This window comes from Pseudomonas sp. S3_A09 (genome assembly GCF_054668065.1).
This window is the reverse complement of record NZ_CP162752.1, coordinates 5693286-5718202: the sequence shown is the minus strand read 5'-3', so window position 1 is coordinate 5718202 and position 24917 is coordinate 5693286. Positions and strand designations below refer to the sequence as shown.

Genomic DNA, 24917 nt, shown 5'->3' with positions numbered 1-24917 from the left:
AGAAGCACGCACTGCGCCCGTCCAATCGATTGAGCTGACGGGCTGATCGGCGGGGTCGATGACTGGCCAAACCAGTCAGGCAGGTTGAGGGCTTTGACCATTGCCGCAGTGGCGCTCTGGGGCGACTATTTCGACGATTCGGACTGTTAAAGAGAATAACAATGCAGATTGAAAACAAGATCTTCCTGGTCAGTGGCGGTGCCTCGGGCCTCGGCGCGGCCACTGCTGAAATGTTGGTAGCGGCAGGTGCCAAGGTGATGCTGGTGGACCTCAACGCCGATGCGGTGGCGGCCAAGGCCCAGCAGCTGGGTGAGAATGCACGCAGCGCCGTGGCGGACATCAGCCAGGAAGCGGCCGCCGAAGCCGCCGTGCAGGCCACAGTTGCGGCGTTTGGCGGGTTGCATGGGCTGGTGAACTGCGCCGGTGTGGTGCGTGGCGAGAAAATCCTCGGCAAGGACGGCCCCCACGGGCTGGCCAGCTTCGCCCAAGTGATCAACGTCAACCTGATCGGCAGCTTCAACCTGTTACGCCTGGCGGCCGCCGCCATTGCCGAAACCGAGGCGAATGCCGACGGCGAGCGCGGTGTGATCATCAATACCGCCTCCGTCGCCGCGTTTGACGGGCAGATCGGCCAGGCGGCGTATGCTGCGTCCAAGGGCGCCATCGCCAGCCTCACATTGCCTGCCGCGCGAGAACTGGCGCGGTTTGGTATCCGCGTCATGACCATCGCCCCCGGGATCTTTGAAACGCCGATGATGGCCGGCATGACGGAGCAAGTGCGCGAGTCCCTGGCTGCGGGCGTGCCGTTTCCGCCACGCCTGGGCAAACCCGCCGAATACGCCGCGCTGGTGCGGCACATCATCGAGAACAGCATGCTCAATGGCGAGGTGATCCGTCTCGACGGTGCTTTGCGCATGGCGGCCAAATAAGGAGGAGTTCCCATGACCGACCCCATCGTTATTGTCAGCGCCGTACGCACGCCCATGGGCGGGTTTCAGGGTGATCTCAAGGGCTTGACTGCGCCGCAGCTGGGTTCCGCCGCCATTCGTGCGGCGGTCGAGCGTGCCGGTATCGCCACCGATGCCGTGGATGAAGTGCTGTTCGGCTGCGTACTGCCCGCTGGCCTCGGCCAGGCACCCGCACGCCAGGCGGCGTTGGGCGCGGGCCTGGACAAGGCCACGCGCTGCACCACCCTCAACAAGATGTGCGGCTCGGGCATGGAAGCCGCGATCCTGGCGCATGATTCGCTGCTGGCCGGCAGCGTTGATGTGGTCATTGCCGGTGGCATGGAAAGCATGTCCAACGCACCGTACCTGCTGGACCGCGCCCGCAGCGGCTACCGCATGGGGCACGGCAAGGTGCTCGACCACATGTTCCTTGACGGTTTGGAAGACGCCTACGACAAGGGCCGCCTGATGGGCACCTTTGCCGAGGACTGCGCGCTGCACAACGGCTTCACCCGCGAGGCCCAGGACGCGTTTGCCATCGCGTCCCTGACCCGTGCGCAAGAGGCGATCTCCCATGGCAACTTTGCCGCCGAGATAGTCCCGGTGCAGGTCACCGTAGGCAAAGAGCAGAAAACCATCCTGCATGACGAACAGCCCCCCAAGGCCAAGCTGGACAAGATCAGCAGCCTGAAGCCGGCGTTCCGCGACGGCGGCACAGTGACGGCGGCCAACGCCAGTTCGATTTCCGATGGTGCGGCAGCCTTGCTGCTGATGCGCCAGTCCGAGGCCCAGAAGTGCGGCCTCAAGCCCTTGGCCGTGATTCATGGGCACGCAGCGTTTGCTGATGAACCGGGATTATTCCCGGTGGCGCCGGTGGGCGCTATCCGCAAGTTGATGACCAAGACCGGCTGGAACGTGGGTGACGTCGATCTGTTCGAGATCAACGAAGCCTTTGCCGTGGTCAGCCTGGTGACCATGAGCAAGCTGGACATCCCCCACGCCAAGGTCAATATCCACGGCGGCGCCTGTGCCCTGGGGCATCCGATCGGTGCATCGGGTGCGCGGATCCTGGTGACGCTGCTCTCGGCCTTGCGACAGAACGGCCTCAAGCGTGGCGTTGCAGCCATTTGCATCGGCGGTGGTGAAGCCACGGCCATGGCCGTCGAATGCCTGTACTAAGGACTGACCATGTTGCCCAATGAAGAACAACTGCAAATCAGCGACGCGGCCCGGCAATTTGCCCAGGAACGCCTGAAACCCTTTGCCGCCGAATGGGACCGCGAGCACCGCTTTCCCAAGGAAGCCATCGGTGAAATGGCCGAGCTGGGTTTCTTCGGCATGCTGGTGCCGGAACAGTGGGGCGGTTGCGACACCGGCTACCTGGCCTACGCCATGGCCCTGGAAGAAATCGCTGCGGGTGACGGCGCCTGCTCCACCATTATGAGCGTGCACAACTCGGTCGGTTGCGTGCCGATCCTGAAGTTCGGTAACGACCAGCAGAAAGAGCAGTTCCTCAAGCCCCTGGCCAGCGGCGCTATGCTCGGCGCCTTTGCGCTCACCGAACCCCAGGCAGGTTCCGACGCCAGTAGTTTGAAAACCCGTGCGCGTCTGGAAGGTGACCATTACGTACTGAATGGCTGCAAACAGTTCATCACCTCCGGGCAGAACGCCGGGGTGGTGATTGTGTTCGCCGTGACTGACCCGGCGGCGGGCAAACGGGGGATCAGCGCGTTTATCGTGCCGACCGATTCGCCGGGCTACAGCGTGGCACGGGTCGAAGACAAGCTCGGGCAGCATGCGTCCGACACCTGCCAGATCCTGTTCGAGGACGTAAAGGTGCCGGTCGCCAACCGCCTAGGGGAAGAGGGCGAAGGCTACAAGATTGCCCTGGCCAACCTTGAGGGCGGCCGCGTCGGCATCGCCTCGCAAGCGGTGGGCATGGCCCGCGCCGCCTTTGAAGCGGCCCGCGACTATGCCCGCGAGCGTGAAAGCTTCGGCAAGCCGATCATTGAACATCAGGCCGTGGCCTTCCGCCTGGCGGACATGGCCACGCAAATTGCGGTCGCCCGGCAGATGGTGCATTACGCGGCCGCGCTGCGTGACAGCGGCAAGCCGGCCCTGGTGGAAGCCTCGATGGCCAAGCTGTTCGCCTCGGAAATGGCCGAGAAAGTCTGTTCGGCCGCCTTGCAAACCCTGGGCGGTTACGGTTACCTGAGCGACTTCCCGCTGGAGCGGATCTACCGCGACGTGCGGGTCTGCCAGATTTACGAAGGCACCAGCGATATCCAGCGCATGGTCATCTCACGCAACCTCTAAGGAGCCGATACATGAGTTACGAAACCATTTTGCTCGAAGTCCAAGGCCGCGTTGGGCTGATTACCCTCAATCGCCCGCAAGCCTTGAACGCCCTGAACGCGCAGCTGGTCAGTGAATTGAACCAGGCGCTGGATGGCCTGGAAGCCGACCCGCAAATCGGCTGCATTGTGCTGACCGGTTCCAGGAAGGCCTTCGCCGCCGGTGCCGATATCAAGGAAATGGCCGAGCTGACCTACCCACAGATCTATCTTGACGACCTGTTCAGCGACAGCGACCGCGTCGCCAACCGCCGTAAGCCGATCATTGCCGCGGTGAACGGTTTTGCCTTGGGCGGGGGCTGTGAGCTGGCGTTGATGTGCGACTTCATCCTGGCAGGCGATGGCGCCAAGTTCGGTCAGCCGGAAATCAACCTGGGCGTACTGCCGGGCATGGGTGGCACCCAGCGCCTGACCCGCGCGGTGGGCAAGGCCAAGGCCATGGAAATGTGCCTGACCGGGCGTTTTATCGACGCGGTGGAAGCCGAACGCTGCGGGATTGTCGCGCGCATCGTGCCGGCGGATGAGCTGTTGGAAGAGGCGCTGAAAGTCGCCACTTTGATTGCTGGCAAGTCAGTGCCTATCAGCATGATGGTCAAGGAAAGCGTGAACCGCGCGTTTGAAGTGAGCCTGTCGGAAGGCGTGCGGTTTGAGCGCCGGGTGTTCCATGCAGCATTTGCAACGCAGGATCAGAAGGAAGGCATGGCGGCGTTTGTGGCCAAGCGAGCACCGGACTTTAAAGACAGATAACCCGGTCTCCCACCTGCCACAAACCTGTAGGAGCCGGTAAGCCGGCTCCTACAAGTCGGGTTTACAGTTGGTAGTGCTTGAGTTCCCTGGCAATCACCATCCGCTGAATCTCGCTGGTCCCCTCGTAAATCTGCGTGATCCGCGCATCCCGGTAGTAACGCTCCACCGGATAATCCTCCAAATACCCATAGCCGCCATGAATCTGCATGGCTGACGAGCAGACTTTCTCCGCCATTTCCGAGGCAAACAGCTTGGCCTGGGAGGCTTCCGACAGGCACGGTTTGCCGGCACTGCGCAGTCGCGCAGCGTGCAGGATCAGCAAGCGGGCGGCATTGAGCTGGGTTTGCATGTCGGCCAACAGGTTGGCCACGCTCTGGTGCTCGATGATTGCTTTGTCGAACTGCACGCGATCACGGGCGTAAGCCAACGCCGCCTCAAACGCCGCCCGGGCGATTCCCAGCGCCTGGGCGGCAATGCCGATGCGTCCGCCTTCCAGGTTGGACAGGGCGATCGCCAGGCCTTTGCCACGCTCACCCAGCAGGTTGGCTTCGGGCACTGTGCATTGGTTGAGGGTGACCGCGCAGGTGTCAGAAGCGCGAATGCCCATTTTGTGTTCGGTGCGGTCCACCACGAAGCCGGGTGTTGCGGTGGGTACCAGGAACGCCGAGATGCCTTTCTTGCCCAGTTCAGGGTCGGTGATGGCAAACACGATCGCCACTTTGGCGCGCTTGCCATTGCTGACGAATTGCTTGGCGCCTGTGATCACCCAGTGACCGTCGCGCAGTTCTGCTCGGGTGCGCAGGTTGTGGGCTTCGGAACCGGCCTGGGGCTCGGTCAGGCAAAAGCAGCCAATCGCTTGGCCGCTGGCGAGGTCAGCCAGCCAAGTCTGCTTCTGCGACTCTGTGCCGTAATTGAGGATTGGCCCGCAACCCACTGAATTATGGATACTCATCAGCGCACCGGTGGCGCCGTCGCCAGCGGAGATCTCTTCCACGGCGAGGGCGTAGGCGACGTAATCGACATAGGTGCCGCCCCATTTTTCCGGCACTACCATGCCCAGCAGGCCCAGTTCGCCCATCTTGGCGACCAGGGCATCGTCGATCCAGCCAGCTTTTTCCCAGGCTTGGGCGTAGGGCGCGATTTCACCACGGGCAAAGTCGCGTGCCATGTCGCGGATCATCACCTGTTCTTCAGTATATTCAATATCTTGCATGACTTAGTTCGCAACCTTCTTGAAGTTATGAAAGAAGCTTTCTACATGGCTGAGGGCCAGTCCGTGCAGAGTCGGTGGGTTCCAGCGCGGGGCCTTGTCCTTGTCGATGATCAGCGCACGCACGCCCTCGATCAGGTCGCCGCGTTCGAACCATTGGCGGTCCAGGTGCAGCTCCAGGGCAAAACATTGCTCAAGGGGCAGGCGACGCCCGCGGCGTAGCATTTCAAGGGTGACGGCCATGGCCAGGGGTGAGCGGGTCTGCATCAGGTGGGCGGTGGTCAGGGCCCATTCGTGGCTGTCGGCCACGGTGACTTGTTGCAGTTGTTCAACAATGCTCGGCACATCCGGCAACGCGAAGAAGTGGTCAATGGCGGGGCGCAAGACGGCCAGGGGCGCGTCGGGGAGTTGCTGCACCGCCAGTTTGGCGAGCACACCTTGCAGGTCCTTGAGTGGCGAGTCGTGCCATTGCAGGCGGTCAAGCTTATTGTCCAGGTCGGCAAGCTTGCTGCTCTCAAGATACCAATCCGCCAGCCCGCAGTAGAGCGCATCGGCCGCACGGATCTGCACCCCGGTAACCCCCAGGTAAATCCCCAGCTCACCCGGAATACGCGGCAGGAAGTAGCTGCCGCCCACATCAGGAAAGTAACCGATGGCCACTTCCGGCATTGCCAGGCGGCTGCGCTCGGTAACGACGCGCAAGTCGGCGCCTTGCACCAGGCCCATGCCGCCCCCCAGGACAAACCCGTCCATGAGTGCCAGGACCGGTTTGCGGTAATGGTGGATGGCCAGGTCCAGTGCGTATTCCTCGACGAAGAAGTCCTGGTGCAGGGTGTCGCCATTCTTGAAGCTGTCGTAAAGCGAACGGATGTCGCCGCCGGCACAGAAGGCTTTTTCACCGGCGCCGCGCAGGACCACGGCGTACACCTGCGGGTCATCGGCCCAGACTTTTAGCTGGGACGCCAGCCTGCGCACCATGTTCAGGGTAATGGCGTTCAAGCCGGCGGGGCGATTGAGGGTGAGGTTGCCGATATGGTTACGGACCTCGGCGAGGACTTCGTCCTGAAGTGTTTCTGCGTGGCTTGCCTCGGATGAAACCTGAGCAGTCATCGATAACTCCCTGCTTTTATTGTTCTTTATCAAGATGTTCGCGGACGAACCATCTCGCGATCGTACCAGTGCAAATTTGCCCAGTACAACCGTCAATCATGCAGGTTGTTTTTGCATTTATGCAGTGAATGGATGAGTGCCTCACGGCACCCGACTGGCCAGTACCTCACCGATGCTGCGGCGTCGGGCGTGGGTTTCTGCGGCGTGGATCAACGCTTCCAGTTCAGTGGGCTCTACATCGTAGAATTGTTCCATTTCGGACAGCGCCAGCTTCAGATCGTCGGCAGTAATCGTTGGGTCTCGAGCGGCCTTGGGGTTGCCCAAGATAGGCGCGGGTGTTTCAACGGCGCCTTTTGGGTAGCGCGTGCGTGTCGCGTTGTTGTAAACCAGCGCGCAGGCCAGCAAGGCGCCGGCACCGAGCAGCACGGCGCCCAATTCATACCAGCCCAGGGCGGCTGAAGCCGGGTCCGCCAACACCAGTGTCATCGCCAATCCGCCGGCTGGCGGATGCAGGCAACGCAGCCAGCACATCAGCACCACCGTCATGCCGGCCGCCAGGCAGGCGCCGCCCAGGGAGGGACCCAGGACGCGGGCCACCAGCAACGCAATCACGCCCGCGCACAGGTAGCTGCCAATGATCGACCAGGGTTGCGCCAGTGCACCGGACGACACGGCGAACAACAACACCGCCGAGGCGCCGAGGGGGCCGAGCAGGTGCAACGCCACCTTCATGCCAAACACTTGGGCACACAGCCAGACGCTGAGGAGGGTGCCCAAGGCCATGCCGATGGCGGCACGGCTCCATTCAGTGGGGCGGGTGTTGATAGCAGCGGGGAACCAGCGAGCGAACATTGAAAGGGGGTCCATAAACAGCGGGCAAAAAAAAGGCTTGTCTGGTTGCCCGGAAAAGCCCTTTGAAGGTTCCAACATTTGGGGGAAGGAACCCGTGCAGTGTGCCCACCTTGGAAGAACCGCGCCAATGCATATTGATGCAGGTTGAGTGCAAAAATAATGAATTGAAGGCCGGCGCAGTCTTTAAGGTTGCGGCGGTTTGGCCAAGTGCAGCAGTACGTAAGGGTTGCGGTCAAACTCACCGACCAGGGTGGGCGTGATGCTGCGAAAGCGCGGGTCCTGCAAGCCTTCGTAATCCGCTTGACTCATCACCAGCCAGGCTGGCGCCTGGATGGGCTTCAGCTCGGCCGCTTGCTGAGTGAATAACGGTACTTGGTCGCAGTCGAGGTTGACCATGTATTTGATCGCCTTGGCGTCTTTGCCCAGGCCGTGCAACACCACGGGAGCACGCTGCTGCATCACCTGTTCATGCACCTGCAGGGTAAAGGTGCGTGTGTCATAGACACTGCGTTCCAGCGGTTCGACCACCAGGATATAAGTGGCCCATACCGCCAGTACCGCGGCAAAAGCCGGTCCGACCTGTCGCAGTTGCGACTTGAACAGCGCCAGCAGCGCCACTCCCTGCAGCCCCCCAAGCACGCCGTACACCCAGCCCAAATGACTCAAATGTTCCGGGTAGCGCGGCCGCGCGAAGAGCAATCCGGCGATCAACAGCGTCGGCAACAACGTCCAGATGCCCAGCATCAACCCACGCAACCAGGCAAACAACCGCCCGTGCGCCACTTGGAACGGATACGCCGCAATCATCGCCGCCATGGGCAACATCGGCAGTACATACCGCGCCTTTTTCGCCTGTGGGATCGACAAGCCCAGCATCACCAGCAAGCCTGCGGCAGCGCAGTACCACACCAACTGCAAGGCCGGCCCCGGCGCCCGGCGTCCGCTGATCACCATGGCCAGCAGCACAAGCACGGCCATCGGATACGCCAGGGCATAGTTGCCCAGGGAACTGGTGAAGTAATACAGCACGCCGCTGGAACCTTCGCTGCCATCCATGCGCCCGAGGAACTGCATGCGAATCACGTCCTGCATGAAGCGCTCGCCGCCACTCAGCTTGGCCATCAACAACAGCAAGCCGACACAGGCCACCAGCAACGCCAGCGCAAGCAATCCGAAGCTGAACAGTGGGCGCCATTGGCGGTTGATCAGGTAATAGCTGCACAACACGCCAGTGGGAACGACCAGCCCAATCGGCCCACGCACTGCAAAGCCGACAATCAGCAGCAGGTACAGCCAATGCAGGCGCTTACCTGCACCGAAGTGGTCGTGGGCGTACCCCAGATAGAACACCGCCAGGGCGATTGCGGCCAACATCTGGTCGAGGGACACCGCGCGGGTTTCGCTGATGAAGCTGCTGCTCAGCAACAGCATCGCAATGCTCAACAGTCCCCAGCGCTGGGAGTAAGGGGCCGTCAGGCGATACACCAGGGTGACGATCAACGCCGAGGCAATGGCCGTAGGCAGCCAGGCGGTAAAGCGGGTGACCTCGCCAAACGGCAAAGACACCAGCCACGTCATCAACGTCGAGGTAGCCAGGTAATCCGCGTAAGGCTGGCCATAGGTGGTCGGAAAGAAACCGGGCCCATGACGCAGCATCTCCTGGGCAAACAGCACGAAGCGTGAGTCGAAGCCGATGATTGCCTGATGCCAGTTGCCGGCGATGAACAGCAGCAACGCCAGCAATCCCAAGCCGAGGGATTGACGGCGGATCGCGGGGCTTAACAGGGACGGTTGGGCAGTGTTCACGTCTTAGGCTTCCACGACCTGCGGCAACCATTGCTGCTGCGGAATCGGCAACTGGCAGGAGTCGCCACGGCCGATCGGGTAGTACTGGAAGCCTTTGCGCGCCAGGCGCTCGCCGTCATAGAGGTTGCGGCCGTCGAAGATCACCGGGGTTTTCAGGCGCTGGTGGATCAGGTCGAAGTCCGGCGCCTTGAACTGCTGCCATTCAGTGCAGACGATCAGCGCGTCGGCGCCGCCCAGGGTGGATTCCGGGGTACCCATCAGCATCAGCCGTGGATCGTCGCCATAGATGCGCTGGGTTTCCTGCATGGCTTCCGGATCGAAAGCACGCACGTTGGCGCCAGCCGCCCACAAGGCTTCCATCAACACCCGGCTGGGCGCGTCACGCATGTCGTCGGTGTTCGGCTTGAACGCCAGGCCCCACAGGGCAAAGGTCTTGCCGCGCAGGTTGCCCTTGAAGAATGCATTGATGCGTTCGAATAATTTGCTCTTCTGGCGCTGGTTGATGGCTTCCACGGCTTCCAGCAGGTCGCTGGAGCAGTTGGCTTGCTTGGCGCTGTGGATCAGGGCGCGCATGTCCTTGGGGAAGCACGACCCCCCATAGCCGCAGCCGGGGTAGATGAAGTGGTAACCGATGCGCGAGTCGGCACCGATGCCAAGGCGCACGGCTTCGATGTCTGCGCCCAGGTGCTCGGCCAGCTCGGCGATCTGGTTGATGAAGCTGATCTTGGTGGCCAACATGCAGTTGGCGGCGTATTTGGTCAGCTCGGCGCTGCGCAGGTCCATGAAAATGATGCGGTCATGGTTGCGATTGAAAGGAGCGTACAGGTCGCGCATCACCTCGCGCACGTCTTCGCGCTCGCAGCCGATGATGATGCGGTCCGGGCGGCGGCAGTCGGCCACGGCCGAGCCTTCCTTGAGGAATTCCGGGTTGGAGACGATATCGAACTCCAGGTGCCGACCGGCCAAGTGCAGGGCTTTTTCGATATGCGCACGCAGGGTGTCGCCAGTACCGACGGGCACGGTGGATTTTTCCACCAGGATCACCGGTTCCTTGCGATGACGGGCCACGGCATCGCCCACCGACAGCACGTACTTCAAGTCCGCCGAACCGTCTTCGTCCGACGGCGTACCCACGGCGATAAACAGCACTTCGCCATGCTCGACCGCGAGTTTCTCGTCATGGGTAAAGTGCAGCCGCCCGCTTTCCAGGTTTTCCTTGACCATCGCCGCCAGCCCCGGCTCGAAGATCGTCACATGGCCCTTCTGCAAAGACTCGACCTTGTTCTTGTCAACGTCCATGCAGATGACATCGTGACCGACTTCGGCCAACACAGTGGCCTGCACCAGACCGACGTAACCACTACCAAATACACTGATTTTCATGGGGCATTCCTGGGACTTGTAGCGCTAGCACGACGAGAGTTGATAACCAGCACACCGAGGATGACCAAAGCCACCCCCAGGGTTTTTGAAATGGAGAAGTCTTCGTTGAACACCGGCAGGCTGGCCGCCAGCAGGTACACCAGGGCGTAGCTGATGCTCAACAGTGAATAGGCACGGCCCAGTGGCAGGTGCTTGAGCGCGCCGAGCCAGCAGAGCATCGACAGCGCGTAGGCCAGAATCGCCAGGAGCACCACGCCGAGGGCGTCGAGATCAATCTGGACGCTCAGCCACTGGTTGGGCAGCGGCAAGCGCGTCATGCTCCAGCGCATGCCCAATTGGGCGGCGCTGACCAGGCCAACACTGCCCAGGGCCAGGGCAAACCCTTGAACCCGGCTCATACGTGACGCCCCAGCAGCACGACACCGCCGATCACCAGCGCCACGCCCAACCAGTGACGGCCGTCGATGGGCTCATCAAAGACAAACCGCGCCACCAGTGTGACCAGCACGAAATTCAGGCTGAGCATGGGGTAGGCAATGCCCACCTCAAGGCGCTGCAACACCAGCAGCCACACCAACAGGCCCAGACCCAGACACATCAGCGCCGACCACAACCACGGCGAACGCAGTTTCAGTGCCCAGCCGTCCGGCAGGTCACGCCAGCTTTCCACGGCGAATTTCTGCGACACCTGGCCCATGCAGGTCAGCAGGCACGCGGCCACTAACAGCAGCAAGGTGATCAAGGCGTCACCTGCGGGAAGATCAAAATCACTATATTGCCTTGCTCATAGCGCTGGCCGTCGCTGGGCAACAAAGCGATTTCGGCTCGCTCATCGTCACCTTTGACGCGCATCACCACACCGACCGTGCCTTTTTTACGCGCATCGCTCATCCACTGCTGAACCTGAGGCATATCCACCTTGTGATGCCCGGCATCCGGGTAGGCGAGGCCGTATTTGACTTCACCGACGGTGTTGTAGAGCGTCACGTCCGGCCGTGCCAGGCGCCACGACAAGGCCGATGCGGCGCCGAGGTCATTGCTCAACAGTGCAGTGGCCGGTTGCAGTTCCTGCAGGTGATCGATGATGAATTGGTCGGGGGTCTTGTTGTAAACCACTGAGTGCGGCAGCGCGGCTGGCAACAGGGCGACCATCAGCCAGCTGCCAAGCACTGGCATCGCCCACAAGCGAAGCGGCTGTGCGGCCTGCAGCAGGTTGACCAGGATCCAGCCGAACAGGAATGTGAACACCAGTACCAGGCTGAGTGTTTCCTGACCGTGTTCATACACCGGTTTTTTCAGTTGGAACCAGCTCAGCGCCAGCAGCATCACCACGCCGATGATCAGGTTCAACCAGCCGTTGATACGCACTGCGCGGTAACGACCCTGGGCCAGTTTGTCGGCCAGGGTGCTTCCCATCAGCAACGCCAAGGGCAGCAGGCACGGCATGATGTAGGAGGGCAGCTTGCCCTTGGCCAGGCTGAAGAACGCCAGGGGCATCAGCAGCCACAGCAACACAAAGCCGACTTTTGCGCTGCGTTTGTCCTGCCATGCCTGTTTAAGGGTGGACGGCAACAACGCCACCCATGGCAGGCAGAACGCAACCAGCAACGGCAGGTAATACCAGAACGGCTCGGCATGCTGGGCGTCGTCACCGGCAAAGCGCTGGATATGCTCGTGCCAGAAGAAGAAGTGCCAGTAGTCGGGCTCTTGCAGGTGTACAGCCAGCGCCCACGGCAAGCTGATGACAATCGCCACCACCACCGCCACCAGGCCGTAACCCAGCAGCTCGCGGAAACGCTGTTGCCAGATCGCATAGGGCAGGGCGATCAACACCGGGAGCAGCCACGCCAGGAAGCCCTTGGTCATGAAACCCATGCCGCAGGCAAACCCCAACAGCGCCCAGGCGCCGAGTCGCCCGTTTCGGGTCGTGCTGTCAAAGCAAAACCACAAGGCCACGCCCGTCAGGTTCACCCAGAACGTGAACTGCGGATCGAGGTTGGCATAACCGCCCAGGGCCGCCACGCTGACAAAACTCATGTACAGCACAGTGCTGATCAGGCTCTTCTGCGGGTCATTCCACAACCGACGCGACACCAGGTACACCAACAGGATGCTCAATCCGGTGCTCAACGCCGACGCAAACCGCACGCCGAACAGGTTCTGCCCGAAGATCGCCTGGCCCAGCGCGATCATCCAGTAACCGGCCGCCGGTTTCTCGAAGTAACGGATACCCATGAAGTGCGGCGACGCCCATTTTCCGGTCAGCAGCATTTCCTGGCTGATTTGCGCATAACGGGTTTCATCCGGAATCCACAGACCATGGGTAGCCAGTGGCAGCAGGTAAAACACGCCAAACGCCAGCAGGAGCAGGGGCAGGGCCCAACGGCGAATCATGCCTGCTGCACTCCAAGCCAACCCTCGCGACCGGGCAAGGCGCCGCGCACCAGCTGTTGCTGGGGCAGGGTGGTCAGGTCCGCCGGCAACAACTCGCCCAACGGTTTGAAATCGATGCCGCGCTGCCCTGCCTGGGCGAGCAACTGGCGGAACTCATTGGCCATCAGAATCCCTTCTACCTCTGCGTGGATCGTGTAGACGTTGAGCTTCGACTCGGCAAAGCGGTCGAGGATGAACGTATTGAAGTCCTTGGCAGCCACTACCGGCCCGACGACTTCGTCGAAGGTCGGCAGGTCCACCGGAATCTGTGGGGTGCCCGCACTGCCATCGGCCAAGGTGGGACGAAACAGGCTAGTGCCGCGGCAATCGCTGTTGTAGCGAAAGTTGAACCCTTGCTTGGCTTGCACCACGCGTTCATCGGCGCGCCAACCGGCGGCCGCTGAACAGTCAATGCGCTCACCAAGGATGTCGCTCAGGCTCTCCACGCCGCGTCGAATTTGCTCGACCAACTGCGCTTCGCTCCAGCGCCCGGTGTTGGCCTGCCAGCCGTGGTGATCCCAGGCGTGCAGGCCGACCTCATGCCCGGCCGCCTTGGCTTGGCGCATCAGGTGCCCCAGGTCGCGACCGATCGGCTTGCCCGGCCAGGCGGTACCAGCCAGCAGGATATCCAGGCCATACAGCCCGACGGCGTTGGAGCGCAGCATCTTCCACAGGAACTGCGGGCGGATGAGGCGCCACAGGTGGCGCCCCATGTTGTCCGGCCCGACACTGAAGAAAAACGTCGCTTTTACCGAGGCTTCGTCCAGGGATTCGAGCAACCGTGGCACACCTTCACGGGTGCCGCGGTAGGTGTCGACGTCGATGCGAAGACCTGCATCCATTACTTTTTGTCCGCGATTTCGAGCATCGCTTCACGCAGGAAGAAATCCAGCGTGTTGCCGATGGTTTCGCTCATCTCTACGGTCGGCTCCCAGTTCAGCAGGCGCTTGGCGTTTTCGATGCTTGGCTTGCGGTGTGCCACGTCCTGGTAACCGGTGCCGTAGAACGCCTTGCTTTCCACGTCACGGAAACCGGCGAACGGCGGGAAGTTGCCACGCAGCGGGTGCGCTTCGAACTGGCGCAGCAGCTCTTCGCCCAATTGGCGGATGCTGGCTTCGTTTTCCGGGTTGCCGATGTTGATGATCTGGCCGTTGCACGCGTCGTTGTCGTTATCAATGATGCGCGCCAGGGCTTCGATACCGTCGGCGATGTCAGTGAAGCAACGTTTCTGCTCACCACCGTCGAACAGACGGATCGGCGTACCTTCCACCAGGTTCAGGATCAGTTGGGTGATCGCACGGGAGCTGCCGATGCGCGCGGAGTCCAGGCGGTCGAGACGCGGGCCCATCCAGTTGAACGGACGGAACAGGGTGAAGTTCAGGCCCTTGGCGCCGTAGGCCCAGATCACGCGGTCGAGCAGTTGTTTGGAGACCGAGTAGATCCAGCGTTGCTTGTTGACCGGGCCGACCACCAGGTTGGAGGTGTCTTCATCGAAGTACTGGTCCTGGCACATGCCATAGACTTCGGAGGTCGACGGGAAGATCACGCGCTTGTTGTACTTGACGCAATAGCGCACCAGCTTGAGGTTTTCCTCGAAGTCCAGCTCGAACACGCGCAGCGGGTTGCGGGTGTATTCGATCGGCGTGGCGATGGCTACCAACGGCAGGACCACGTCGCACTTCTTGATGTGGTACTCGATCCACTCGGTGTGGATGCTGATGTCGCCTTCCACGTAATGGAAGTTCGGGTGGCTGCGCAGGCGCTCGATGGCGTCGGAGCCGATGTCCAGGCCATAGACTTCGTAACGGTCGTCACGCAGCAGACGCTCGGACAGGTGGTTACCGATAAAGCCATTCACGCCCAGGATCAGCACACGGGTACGCCGTGGCTTGCGGCCGGACTCGGCGCCGCGCAGCACGGAACCGTCCACCAGGCCCAATTCGTTGGCCAGGGAAGGACCGGCCAGGTACAGGCCGTTGTCATTGCGTTGGCCGAACTTGATCACCAGGGAGTCTTCACCGCAGGCAATGCGCAGCGGGTTGACGCTGATCACGCGGCCCGGCGCCTGGCCATCGTTGCCCTTGACCACTTCGGCTTGCCACACGATCAGCTTGTGCTCGCCGACCGCGCAGAAAGCGCCCGGATACGGTTGAGTCACGGCGCGAACCAGGTTGAACAATGCTTCAGCCGGTTTTTTCCATTCCAGCTTGCCATCGGCGGCGGTGCGGCGACCGAAGTAAGTGGCCTGGCTTTCGTCCTGGGCGGTCTCCGCCAGCTTGCCTTGAGCCAGTTGCGGCAGGGCGTCACGCAGCAGGTTGCTGGCGGCGTCGCGCAGTTTGGCGTGCAGGGTCAGGCCGGTATCAGTGCGATCGATCACGACTTTCTGTTGGGCCAGGATCGCGCCGGCATCGGCACGCTTGACCATACGGTGCAGGGTTACGCCGGTTTCGCTTTCGCCGTTGACCAGCACCCAGTTGGCCGGGGCGCGGCCACGGTATTTGGGCAGCAGCGAGCCGTGAAGATTGAATGCGCCGTTGCGTGCGGTTGCCAGCAATGGCTCGCTCAGCAGGTTGCGGTAGTAGAACGAGAAAATGTAGTCCGGGTTCAGCTTGGCGATGCGCTCGACCCACAGCGGGTGGTTCGCGTCTTCCGGAGCGTGCACTGGAATACCGTTGCGTGCGCACAGTTGAGCAACGGAACCGTAGAAGTTGTTTTCCTTCGGGTCGTCGGCATGGGTGAACACAGCAGCAATTTCGTAACCCGTGTTGAGCAGCGCTTCAAGGCCTGCACAACCAATGTCGTGGTACGCGAATACAACAGCTTTTGAACTCATGATTGGACCTGATCAGCAGAAGAAGTAGAAGTATGGGAAGACACCAGGCCGTCAACGACGACCACGGGAGCCGGTGCTGCCGGTTGGTTGCGCAGCACCTTTTCGATAAAGAAGCGCGGACGGGCGCGCACATCGCTGTACATGCGGCCCAGGTATTCACCCAAGAGGCCCATGCCGATGAATTGGCCACCGGTGAACACGAACAGCACGGCGAACAGTACGAACAAGCCATCACCGGCCCAGTCGGCACCAAAGGCCAGGCGCATGACGATCAACGCCAGGGCAAACAGCATGCCGAGCGCCGCCAGGCTGAAGCCGACGATGGACAGCAGGCGCAGCGGGGTGGTGGTCATGCAGGTCAGCAAGTCGAACATCAGGCTGATCAGGCGCATGGCGCTGTATTTGGATTCGCCATGTTCACGCTCGGCGTGGTGCACCAGGATCTCGGTGGTGTGGCGGGCAAAGCCGTTGGCCAGGATCGGGATAAAGGTGCTGCGCTCGCGGCAGGCCAGCATCGCGTCGACAATGGTGCGGCGGTAGGCGCGCAACATGCAGCCGTAATCGGTCATGGCCACGCCGGTGGAGCGCTGCACGGCCAGGTTGATCAAGCGCGAAGGCCAGCGGCGGAAGGCCGAGTCCTGGCGATTATTGCGCACGGTCGCAACCACGTCGTAACCGAGGGCGGCTTGGTCCACCAGGCGCGGGATTTCTTCGGGCGGGTTTTGCAGGTCGGCGTCAAGGGTGATCACCACGTCGCCCCGGCACTGCTCGAAACCGGCCATGATCGCCGCATGCTGGCCGTAGTTGCGGTTGAGGATCACCGCCACCACGTTGCTGCCGTCTTCAGCCGCAGCGTCTTCCAGCAGTTGGGCCGAATTGTCGCGGCTACCGTCATCCACCAGGATGATTTCGTATTCGTAGGCCAGCTGCTTGCAGGCCGCAGTGGTGCGACGCAGCAATTCAGGCAGGCTCTCTTGTTCGTTGTAGACCGGGATAACGATCGACACGCAATGAATAGGGTAGGGTTTCAAAGATTCATGACCTCGGGGTTAGAGCATCTTGGAGCGTGGAAACAGCAGCAATCATTGGGGCGAACGTCCAGGCCGCAGGTTAAGAAACGGCGCCAAAGGTGAAGCGTAATCAATAGGTTAGACGATATAGCGCGGCTTGCCGTGAAGTACTGTGTTTAAGATTAAGCGTAAAAATGTGGAACAGATATGAAAGGCGGATGAAAAACTCGTTTATTTGACAGGTAGACAGCTAGGGTTCAGCTAAGCAACTAACGGGTTGTCGACTTTAGTTAGTGGGGGAAATAGGAACTGTTTGTAGGACGTTTGGTTCAACTTGAGCGTCTACGCTCAGCCAACGAATTTTAGTGAAGAATCTTCTCTGCAATGCGCCCCAAGTGCCGGTAAAGTAAGCCGTCTCTTGCCAGGGTGATCGGATGAATAGCGTGCAGCTTTTACGCGGCCAATTGCGGCCTGCTTTGATGGGATCGTTGATGGCGTTGTTGATGAGCGTGGCCAGTGTCACGACAGTCCAGGCCGATGACGGCGTGGCGCTGACCAGCATCGATCAAGTGCCGGACGGCGTGGAAGTGCGCGGCAAGCAGATCGCCGCCTACACCTGGGACGATAAGCAAGGCAAGAACCTGCTGGTGCTCGCCGAGCAAGTCAGCGAGCGTGACGACGACGGCACCCAGTCGGGGTTCGTCTATGCGGCGCAATACCTGATCGACGGCAACCGCCCCAAGCGTGTGTGGATGCTCTACGACGACGTGCAGCATTGCGAATTCGACGCCGCCCTGCATTTTGACAGGGCGGCGACCAAGGTCACCGACCTCACCGGCGACGGCATCACCCAGGCCACCGTGGGCTATTCGCGAACCTGCACCAGCGATGTTAGCCCCAACGAATTCAAGCTGATCATGCATGTCGGCAAGTCGCAGAAATTCCGTCTGCGCGGCCTGGATCGCGTGGGGGCTGCCTGGTGGGACGAAGAGGCTGGCGCCTTGCGCGGCATGCCGTTGCCCAAGGATTGCAGCGTGGCCGGACAGCAGGCGCTCGTCAGCCAGTACAAGGAGCAGGGCACCGAGTTGCCGTTGCCGGGTTGTTATGGCGATGAAAAGGATTTTGCCAAGGCCCCTGAGGCTTACTTGACGTTCATGCGTCAACACTGGTTCGCGCTGATGCAGAAGCAGGACAGCGACTGGAGCCAGACCCAGGTCCAGCCGCAGGATCCTACCGAAGATGACGACACGGCCCCGTGATTTTGTGCCTGGGCCGGTCCTGGGTTAGACTCGGCCTTCGCCAATTCACTAAATACCTCGATTAATCAAAGGCTTGTTCGAGGTATTTAATCCAAAGGCTGATCTACCTTGACTGAGTCTATCCGCAACCCGCTGACCCTTTACCTCACCCGCCTGGCACCCTCCAGCCAACTGACCATGCGCTACGTGTTGCAAGACGCGGCCGACCGCCTGGGCTTCGAGGACATTAACCTTGAAGACATCGACTGGCATCTGCTGCAGCCCGAACACGTGATCGCCCTGGTCGCTGCCTTGCGTGAGGACGGCTACGCGCCGAATACCTCATCGTTATATGTCAACGCGGTACGCGGTGTGATGAACGAAGCCTGGCGGCTGAACCTGATCAGCCAGGAACACCTGTTGCGCATGCGCACCGTCAAGGCTGCACCGGGCACGCGCCTGAGCCAGGGCCGCAACCTGCGGCGCAGCCTGATCCGCGAAATGATGGAAGTCTGCGCTGCCGACCCTCGGCCCCAGGGCCTGCGGGATGCCGCGGTGATCGGCATTCTGTATGGCTCCGGCATGCGCAAGTCGGAGTCGGTCAACCTCGACCTGGCGCAGATCAACTTCGAAGAGCGCAGCCTGCGGGTGATCGGCAAGGGTAACAAGGAGTTGATCAAGTACGCGCCGGACTGGGCATTCGCCAAGTTGCAGGCGTGGCTGGCGTTTCGCCGCGAGCAACTCAAGGAAGGCGAGCAGGACGACAGTTTCCTGTTCAACCGCATCCGCCGCGGCAGTCATATCACCCGCGAACGCATCACCAAGCATGCGATCTACTACATCGCCCGCCAGCGCGGCCAGCAGGTAGGCGTGAAAATCATGCCTCATGACTTCCGCCGCTCGTTCATTACTCGGGTGATTGAAGAGCATGACCTGTCGATTGCACAGAAACTGGCGCACCACACCAATATCCAGACCACCGCCAGCTATGACGTGCGTGACGACAACGAGCGGCGGCGGGCGGTGGATCGGTTTGATCTGTAACGTCCGACATGATGAAGATCAAAATGTGGGAGCGGGCTTGCTCGCGAAGGCGGTTTGTCAGTCAAAGTCCGGTGACTGATACGCCGTATTCGCGAGCAAGCCCGCTCCCACAAGGGTTAGGTGTAAAGGTTAGAGGATAGGCTTGCCGCCCGTGACCGCATAACGCGACCCAGAGATATAGCTGCCTTCATCCGAGGCCAGCAGCACATAGATCGGCGCGACTTCCACCGGTTGGCCCGGACGGCCCAGCGGGGTTTCGCTGCCGAAGCTCTTCACGTCTTCATCGGTCATGGTCGCCACAATCAGCGGCGTCCAGATCGGTCCCGGCGCTACGCTGTTGACGCGAATGCCCTTGCTGCCGAGCAACTGCGCCAGACCACCCGTGAAGTTCGCGATTGCACCCTTGGTGGCGGCGTAGGGCATCAACGTCGGCTTGGGCATGTCCGAGTTGACCGACGATGTATTGATGATCGAACTGCCCGCCTTCATATGCGGCACGGCAGCCTTGCAGATACGAAACATGGCTGTGATGTTGATATCGAAGGTTTTCACCCATTCCTCGTCTGAGATCTCTTCAAGCGTTTCATGGCTCATCTGGAATGCTGCATTGTTGACCAGCACATCAATACGGCCGAATTGCTCGACCGTCTTGTCGACCAGCGACTGGCATACGCTTTTCTGCGCGATATCACCGGGCAGCAACAGGCACTGGCGTCCGGCTTCCTCGACCCAGCGTGCAGTTTCCCTGGCGTCCTCATGTTCATCCAGATAAGCGATGGCCACATCCGCGCCTTCGCGCGCAAAAGCGATCGCCACGGCACGGCCGATGCCACTGTCGGCGCCGGTGATCAGCGCGATCTTGTTGGCGAGCCGGCCGGAGCCCTTGTAGCTTTGCTCGCCGCAATCCGGGTAAGGGTCCATTTTTTTCTGCGAACCTGGCACGTTCTGAGCTTGCGGCGCGAAGGGTGGGCGAGGGTAGTCAGTCATTTCAATCTCCATAGGTTTCCAAAGGTGCTATGGGATTAGTAGTTTTGCGCCGGACGATAGTTGTAATGGATGCCATTGAAGCCCGACGAGTGGTTGGCTTCAGACTTATGCATACAGGGTATTTCCACGCTTTGATGTTGCCCCGTAGGCGCAGTCAAGATTCGAGATCCGAACCTGCTGCGCAGACGGGCAGCGATCAGGAGGAGGGCGGGGCACTGGCCAGGTGAGTGGGCAGGCGGCGCAAGGTCCACAGCGTGGTGAGCATCGCTGCGATAGCGCATAGCGCAATGCCTATCAGCATCGGCGCGGGTGTGTGATCGGCGAACACACCGACCACCGTCATTGACAGGGCTGCCGTGATCATCTGGATCGCCCCGAGCAGGGCCGAGGCAGAACCGGCCACCGCGCCATGATCCTCCAACGACAACACACCGGCTGCCGGCAGCAGCAGGCCGAGAAAGCCGAAGCCGATAAACAGCAGCGTCATCATCAAGGCCAGGCTATCGACCCATAGCGTGGTGGCCGCCAGCAAGGCCATGACCGCCGCCACGGCCACCACCGACCAGCGGATCAACGGCGCCAGGCCAAAGCGTGCAGTGAGGCGCGCGGTCAGTTGGCTCATGGCGAAAAACGAGGCGGCATTCAGGGCAAAACCCAGGCTGAACTGGGTCGGCGTCAGGCCGTAATACTCGATGTACACGAACGGTGCGCTGCCGATGAACACGAAGAAGGTCGCCAAGCCAAAACCACACACCACCGACAAACCGATAAAGACCGGGTCGCGCAACAACGCGCCATAGCTGCTGAACGCATTGCCCAGGGTTTTGCCCAATCGACGTTCGGCCGGATGGGTCTCGGGCAGTTGCACGATGGTCATCACCAGGCAGGCCACGGCAACGACGGCCAGCACGGCAAACACTTCACGCCAGCTCCACAACGCGATCACCAGGCTGCCGGCGAGCGGCGCAAGGATCGGCGAGACGCTCATCACCAGCATCAGCAACGCCATGAGCTTCGCCGCTTCATGCCCGGTGTACAAGTCACGCACGATGGCCCGCGGAATCACCATGCCTGCGCACGCACCAAACGCCTGCAGGGCACGAAAGGCAATCAGTGTTTCGATGGTCGGCGCCAGCGCACACCCGACACTTGCCACGGCAAAAATTACCAGGCCTGCGTAAATCGGCGGTTTGCGCCCAAACACATCACTGATCGGCCCGTAGAACAGCTGGCACACCCCAACGATGACGAAAAACACAGTGAGGCTCATCTGCACCAGCGCGGGTGAGGCATGCAGGCTTGCGCCCAGAGTCGGCAAGGCTGGCAGGTAAATATCGATGGCGAAGGGGCCGACTGCGGTGATCAAACCCAGCAGCAAGGCGAGGTGGGCGATACGTCGAGACATGGGGCAGTTCCGGGCGGAGCAAAGGTCGGTCAGCTTAAGGGATCTGCGCAGATCCGCAAACTTAGGCTTCAATAAGCAGTATGGTTGGCCGATAACATGACCAGCGAGGCTTCTGCGGTTGGGTTCCCAACCGACTGACCAGGCACGGGGATATATCAGCATGACGATCAAACTACGCCTGATGCTGTTGATAGCGACCGGACTGCTTACGGCCTTGATCATGAGCCTGGCCGGCTACCTGGGAAATACTCGGATGGGCACTGCCGTGCAGGACAGCGAGCTCAGCATGACGGCGCTGCGCAACCATATGGAAGCCGACATGATGCACGACGCCCTGCGCGCGGATGTGCTGTCGGCCATGCTGGTGGGCCTGGGTAAAAGTACCAGCACGAAGGCGCAGGTCAGCGATTCGCTCAAGGAACATGCCGAGCACTTTCGCCAGGTGTTGGCGGATAACCTCAAGCTGCCGCTGGACAACACGCTCAAGGCAAACCTGGAAAAAATCAAACCCAGCCTGGACAACTATATAAGTACCGGCGAGCGCATCGTCACCCTGGCGCTGGATGACCCCGACGCCGCTCGGGGCGAACTGGGTACGTTCAACGCCGCCTTCAGCCAGCTTGAAGATCAGATGGCGACGCTCAGTGAGCTGATCGAAAACAACACCCAGCAGGCCAGTGTCGGCACTCGGCAGAGCATCAGCGCCGCCAACTTCACCCTTGGCGTGGTATTGATCGCCAGCCTTATACTGCTGTTGGCCCAGGGCCGCTGGGTCATCCTCAGCATCATGGGACCGCTGCAAACGGCCAGCCGGATTGCCGACAGCATTGCTCATGGCAACTTGAGCGAACCGATTGTCGAACCCGTGCGCAAAGATGAAGCCAGTGCATTGATTCGCAGCCTCGCCACCATGCAACGGGATTTGCGCGGCATGATCGACGTGGTGCGCAGCAACGCCCATGGCGTCAATACCACGAGCGAGCAACTGAGCCACGGCTGTCATGAAGTGGCTGGCAGCAGCCAGCAACAAAGCGCGGCGGCAAGCGCCATGGCCGCTGCCGCGAGTGAAATGACCGCGAGCATTGAGGAAATCACTCGGCATGCCGAGCGAGCATTGGCCATGGCCAACCAGGCTGAAACACTGGCCAAGGACGGTGGCCAGGTGATTCATCAGGTGGTCAGCGACATGGACGGCATTGCCCGCTCCGCGCAACAGTCCGCCCAGGTAATCCGCACGCTGGACAAGGAGTCCGAGGCGATTTACAGCATTATCCAGGTGATCAAGGGAATCGCCGACCAGACCAATTTGCTGGCCCTGAATGCCGCGATCGAGGCCGCCCGTGCCGGTGAGCAGGGGCGCGGTTTCGCCGTGGTCGCCGATGAAGTACGCAACCTCGCCGGGCGCACCAGTGCCTCGACCCAGGAAATTGCCAGCATGGTAGGGCGTATCCAGCAAAGCACGCGCGAAGCCGTCGCCAGCATGGAGGAGGGCGTTGCTCAGGTCGATAAGGGCATGGCGGTGACCGCTGATGTGGAGCGCTCAATTCGTGAGATTCTCCAGGCCACCTTGAATACCACCGAGATGGTCAACGATATCTCCCGAACCATCGGGGAGCAGAGCCTGGCCAGCAATGAAATTGCCCATCAGGTGGAGATGATTGCGCAGATGTCGGAGAGTAACAGTCGCGTAATCGGCCAGACGGCGTCGACGACGGACGAATTGTCTAGCTTGGCAGGCCAGCTGTCACAGTCCGTCGATCGATTCAGGCTCTAACTTATTGATTTAACTCAACTAAATAGTCATTTAGTTGAGTTGGATATCGGGCAGGGGCTCAGGACCGGGAGAGGGCAGACGTGCGTCGTTCGGCGATGCGCTCGACCGTTTGCATATGCTGCGTACCCCATTGGCACAACCCGCCCAGCGCCGTAGCCAAGGACTGGCCAAAGGGCGTGAGGGAGTACTCGACCTTCGGCGGTATCTCGTGAAAGTCCATACGAGCAATGATCTCGTCGCGCTCCAACTCCTTGAGTTGCTGAATCAACACTTTGTCAGTCACGCCGCCAATCGCGCGCCTTAATTCGCCATATCGATGAACATTCTGCGCCAGGTTGAACAGAACCAGGGGTTTCCATTTGCCGCCAATCACCGCCAGCGCAGCTTCCAGGCCACAGTTGAATGAGTTGTTAGCCATGATGATGAAGGCTCCGAGGGGGTACTTACTAAAAGGTGCATACTATTCAAAAGAATAGCGCAGATCTACAGTTGGGCCTCAACCTTATTCATTGGAGCTCACCATGAGCAGGCTCAACGGCAAAATTGCAGTAGTTACCGGCGGCAACAGCGGCATCGGCCTGGCAACCGCCATTCGCTTCGCAACTGAAGGCGCGCAGGTCGTGATCGTAGGACGTCGGCAGGATGAACTGGACAAGGCGCTTGCACTGATTGGCCATGAGGCCATCGCCATCCAGGGTGACATTTCAAAACTCGACGACCTGGCGCGCATTTTCACTCAAATCAAAGCCGACAAGGGCCGCGTTGACGTGCTGTTCGCCAACGCGGGCCTGGGGGATTTCCAGCCGATCGGATCCATCACCGAGGAATCGTTTGACCGGACATTCGGCATCAACGTCAAAGGCACGCTGTTCACCGTGCAAAACGCGTTGCCACTGATGCACGCTGGCAGCTCAGTGATCCTGACCGGTTCAACCACCGGCACCATGGGCACACCGGCATTCAGTGTGTACAGCGCCACCAAGGCTGCGCTGCGTAATTTCGCCAGAAGCTGGGCGCTCGATCTGAAAGGTAGCGGCATTCGCGTCAACGTGCTGTCACCAGGCCCGATCTCGACACCAGGCCTGGACCTGGCGCTGTCAGGCACGGGACAAAAGGAAGCCATCATCGACGACATGACGGCGCAGGTTCCGTTGGGTCGTATCGGCAAGCCGGAAGAAGTCGCAGCCGCCGCATTGTTCCTGGCGTCGGATGAGAGCAGCTTCATGACGGGCAGTGAAATGTTTGTCGATGGTGGCTTTGCTCAGGTTTGAGCAAGACAGGGGTTTTGCCTGCTGAAATCTGACAGACACTGCCCCTGAATACGCAATGCGATATTACGCATAATGTATATTATGTTAAATAATGTGTCAGGGTGGAACTTTCTATACTTGTGCTTGAGGTTACGCGCCACCACTTTCCGATTTTTGCAGACGTTCAGGCTCTTGCGCCAATCGCGGTTTAAGTGGAAAGCCCTATGCTAATCCCCTGAAACCCTTGATCCCTGAGGGCTGGAGCGCAGCCAGCAAGCCATTGCGACAAGTTGTTTTTAACAAAATCAGTGGAAAAATCTGTTTTCTGAAAATCCGTAAGGTACTGATTAATAACATTATTTACTGACTAGCCTCAAATTGAACAGCTCCCGAGTCTATGGAGAAATAAATGGACTGAGATCCGAAGGTGCGCATCTTTGGCTGCCCTGAAGCCCACGGAAGACAGGGGTTCCAGCGATTTTTGAAGAAATGAATAGACATTCTCACCCCCCGTTTCCTGAGACGAAACAAGTG

22 protein-coding genes and 1 pseudogene are annotated in these 24917 nt (G+C 60.4%); 9 read left to right on the top strand and 14 right to left on the bottom strand.

Features of this window, described 5'->3' with window-relative positions; translation table 11 throughout:
• Positions 1–161: 161 nt before the first annotated feature.
• From AB4N92_RS26535 to AB4N92_RS26520, 4 genes are read left to right on the top strand one after another with little or no spacing between them, the layout of a single operon-like run.
• Positions 162–929, top strand: coding sequence for an SDR family NAD(P)-dependent oxidoreductase (locus AB4N92_RS26535; RefSeq protein WP_010210408.1), 768 nt, complete (start codon positions 162–164; stop codon positions 927–929).
• 12 nt (positions 930–941) lie between these two features.
• The gene (locus tag AB4N92_RS26530) at positions 942–2126 is read left to right on the top strand and encodes an acetyl-CoA C-acyltransferase (protein ID WP_236267235.1); all 1185 of its coding nucleotides are present in this window, start codon (positions 942–944) and stop codon (positions 2124–2126) included.
• A gap of 9 nt (positions 2127–2135) precedes the next feature.
• Entirely contained in the window at positions 2136–3263 is a 1128-nt protein-coding gene (locus AB4N92_RS26525) for an acyl-CoA dehydrogenase (protein ID WP_021493134.1), read from the top strand.
• A gap of 11 nt (positions 3264–3274) precedes the next feature.
• On the top strand, positions 3275–4048 hold the full coding sequence (locus AB4N92_RS26520; RefSeq protein ID WP_010210412.1) for an enoyl-CoA hydratase: 774 nt from the start codon (positions 3275–3277) through the stop codon (positions 4046–4048).
• Between the two features lie 61 nt (positions 4049–4109).
• Here AB4N92_RS26520 and AB4N92_RS26515 read toward each other — a convergent pair whose 3' ends face one another.
• The 11 genes from AB4N92_RS26515 to arnC form a co-directional block, all read right to left on the bottom strand.
• Positions 4110–5261 (bottom strand): acyl-CoA dehydrogenase family protein, encoded by a 1152-nt coding sequence (locus tag AB4N92_RS26515; protein ID WP_236267234.1) that lies wholly within the window; start codon positions 5259–5261, stop codon positions 4110–4112.
• A gap of 3 nt (positions 5262–5264) precedes the next feature.
• Positions 5265–6368 (bottom strand): enoyl-CoA hydratase/isomerase family protein, encoded by a 1104-nt coding sequence (locus AB4N92_RS26510; RefSeq protein ID WP_236267233.1) that lies wholly within the window; start codon positions 6366–6368, stop codon positions 5265–5267.
• Between the two features lie 141 nt (positions 6369–6509).
• The gene (locus AB4N92_RS26505) at positions 6510–7220 is read right to left on the bottom strand and encodes an HPP family protein (protein WP_236267232.1); all 711 of its coding nucleotides are present in this window, start codon (positions 7218–7220) and stop codon (positions 6510–6512) included.
• Between the two features lie 183 nt (positions 7221–7403).
• A complete protein-coding gene (locus AB4N92_RS26500) occupies positions 7404–9026 on the bottom strand; it encodes an ArnT family glycosyltransferase (protein ID WP_010210416.1) in 1623 nt (540 codons plus the stop codon).
• A 3-nt stretch (positions 9027–9029) separates the two neighbouring features.
• The gene (locus AB4N92_RS26495) at positions 9030–10409 is read right to left on the bottom strand and encodes a UDP-glucose dehydrogenase family protein (RefSeq protein WP_010210417.1); all 1380 of its coding nucleotides are present in this window, start codon (positions 10407–10409) and stop codon (positions 9030–9032) included.
• On the bottom strand, positions 10406–10807 hold the full coding sequence (arnF, locus tag AB4N92_RS26490; RefSeq protein ID WP_010210419.1) for a 4-amino-4-deoxy-L-arabinose-phosphoundecaprenol flippase subunit ArnF: 402 nt from the start codon (positions 10805–10807) through the stop codon (positions 10406–10408). Before arnF ends, AB4N92_RS26495 begins: the two co-directional genes overlap by 4 nt.
• The gene (gene arnE / locus AB4N92_RS26485) at positions 10804–11151 is read right to left on the bottom strand and encodes a 4-amino-4-deoxy-L-arabinose-phosphoundecaprenol flippase subunit ArnE (protein ID WP_010210422.1); all 348 of its coding nucleotides are present in this window, start codon (positions 11149–11151) and stop codon (positions 10804–10806) included. Before arnE ends, arnF begins: the two co-directional genes overlap by 4 nt.
• Positions 11148–12803: a lipid IV(A) 4-amino-4-deoxy-L-arabinosyltransferase gene (arnT, locus tag AB4N92_RS26480; RefSeq protein WP_069673038.1), complete on the bottom strand. Its 1656-nt coding sequence runs from the start codon at positions 12801–12803 to the stop codon at positions 11148–11150. The genes arnE and arnT overlap by 4 nt, the downstream gene beginning before the upstream one ends.
• On the bottom strand, positions 12800–13684 hold the full coding sequence (gene arnD / locus AB4N92_RS26475; RefSeq protein WP_042572391.1) for a 4-deoxy-4-formamido-L-arabinose-phosphoundecaprenol deformylase: 885 nt from the start codon (positions 13682–13684) through the stop codon (positions 12800–12802). The genes arnT and arnD overlap by 4 nt, the downstream gene beginning before the upstream one ends.
• Positions 13684–15675, bottom strand: a complete 1992-nt coding sequence (gene arnA, locus AB4N92_RS26470; protein WP_010210427.1) for a bifunctional UDP-4-amino-4-deoxy-L-arabinose formyltransferase/UDP-glucuronic acid oxidase ArnA — start codon at positions 15673–15675, stop codon at positions 13684–13686. Before arnA ends, arnD begins: the two co-directional genes overlap by 1 nt.
• Positions 15672–16706 (bottom strand): undecaprenyl-phosphate 4-deoxy-4-formamido-L-arabinose transferase, encoded by a 1035-nt coding sequence (gene arnC, locus AB4N92_RS26465; protein WP_032882817.1) that lies wholly within the window; start codon positions 16704–16706, stop codon positions 15672–15674. The genes arnA and arnC overlap by 4 nt, the downstream gene beginning before the upstream one ends.
• Positions 16707–17119: 413 nt before the next feature.
• Between arnC and AB4N92_RS26460 the strand changes: the two genes are divergently transcribed.
• Together AB4N92_RS26460 and AB4N92_RS26455 are read left to right on the top strand one after the other, a co-directional pair.
• Positions 17120–17944 carry a M949_RS01915 family surface polysaccharide biosynthesis protein gene (locus AB4N92_RS26460; protein WP_031291350.1) on the top strand — a complete coding sequence of 275 codons (825 nt, stop codon included), beginning with the start codon at positions 17120–17122 and terminating at the stop codon, positions 17942–17944.
• A 108-nt stretch (positions 17945–18052) separates the two neighbouring features.
• Positions 18053–18967 (top strand): site-specific integrase, encoded by a 915-nt coding sequence (locus AB4N92_RS26455; RefSeq protein WP_021493142.1) that lies wholly within the window; start codon positions 18053–18055, stop codon positions 18965–18967.
• 129 nt (positions 18968–19096) lie between these two features.
• Here the strand turns inward: AB4N92_RS26455 and AB4N92_RS26450 are convergent, their stop codons facing one another.
• Together AB4N92_RS26450 and AB4N92_RS26445 are read right to left on the bottom strand one after the other, a co-directional pair.
• The gene (locus AB4N92_RS26450; protein WP_031291352.1) at positions 19097–19954 is read right to left on the bottom strand and encodes an SDR family oxidoreductase; all 858 of its coding nucleotides are present in this window, start codon (positions 19952–19954) and stop codon (positions 19097–19099) included.
• Positions 19955–20150: 196 nt separating this feature from the next.
• Positions 20151–21359 (bottom strand): multidrug effflux MFS transporter, encoded by a 1209-nt coding sequence (locus AB4N92_RS26445; RefSeq protein ID WP_021493144.1) that lies wholly within the window; start codon positions 21357–21359, stop codon positions 20151–20153.
• Positions 21360–21519: 160 nt separating this feature from the next.
• Here AB4N92_RS26445 and AB4N92_RS26440 point away from each other — a divergent pair.
• Together AB4N92_RS26440 and AB4N92_RS26435 are read left to right on the top strand one after the other, a co-directional pair.
• Positions 21520–22227: pseudogene (locus tag AB4N92_RS26440) on the top strand (MCP four helix bundle domain-containing protein); the annotation flags it as partial.
• A gap of 42 nt (positions 22228–22269) precedes the next feature.
• Positions 22270–23133 carry a methyl-accepting chemotaxis protein gene (locus AB4N92_RS26435; protein WP_413469201.1) on the top strand — a complete coding sequence of 288 codons (864 nt, stop codon included), beginning with the start codon at positions 22270–22272 and terminating at the stop codon, positions 23131–23133.
• Between the two features lie 58 nt (positions 23134–23191).
• On the opposite strand, the gene AB4N92_RS26430 is transcribed toward AB4N92_RS26435, so the two are convergent.
• Positions 23192–23551 carry a winged helix-turn-helix transcriptional regulator gene (locus AB4N92_RS26430; protein WP_010210436.1) on the bottom strand — a complete coding sequence of 120 codons (360 nt, stop codon included), beginning with the start codon at positions 23549–23551 and terminating at the stop codon, positions 23192–23194.
• 103 nt (positions 23552–23654) lie between these two features.
• Here AB4N92_RS26430 and AB4N92_RS26425 point away from each other — a divergent pair, with 103 nt between their 5' ends.
• Positions 23655–24404, top strand: coding sequence for a glucose 1-dehydrogenase (locus tag AB4N92_RS26425; RefSeq protein WP_010210437.1), 750 nt, complete (start codon positions 23655–23657; stop codon positions 24402–24404).
• The last annotated feature ends 513 nt before the right edge of the window (positions 24405–24917 follow it).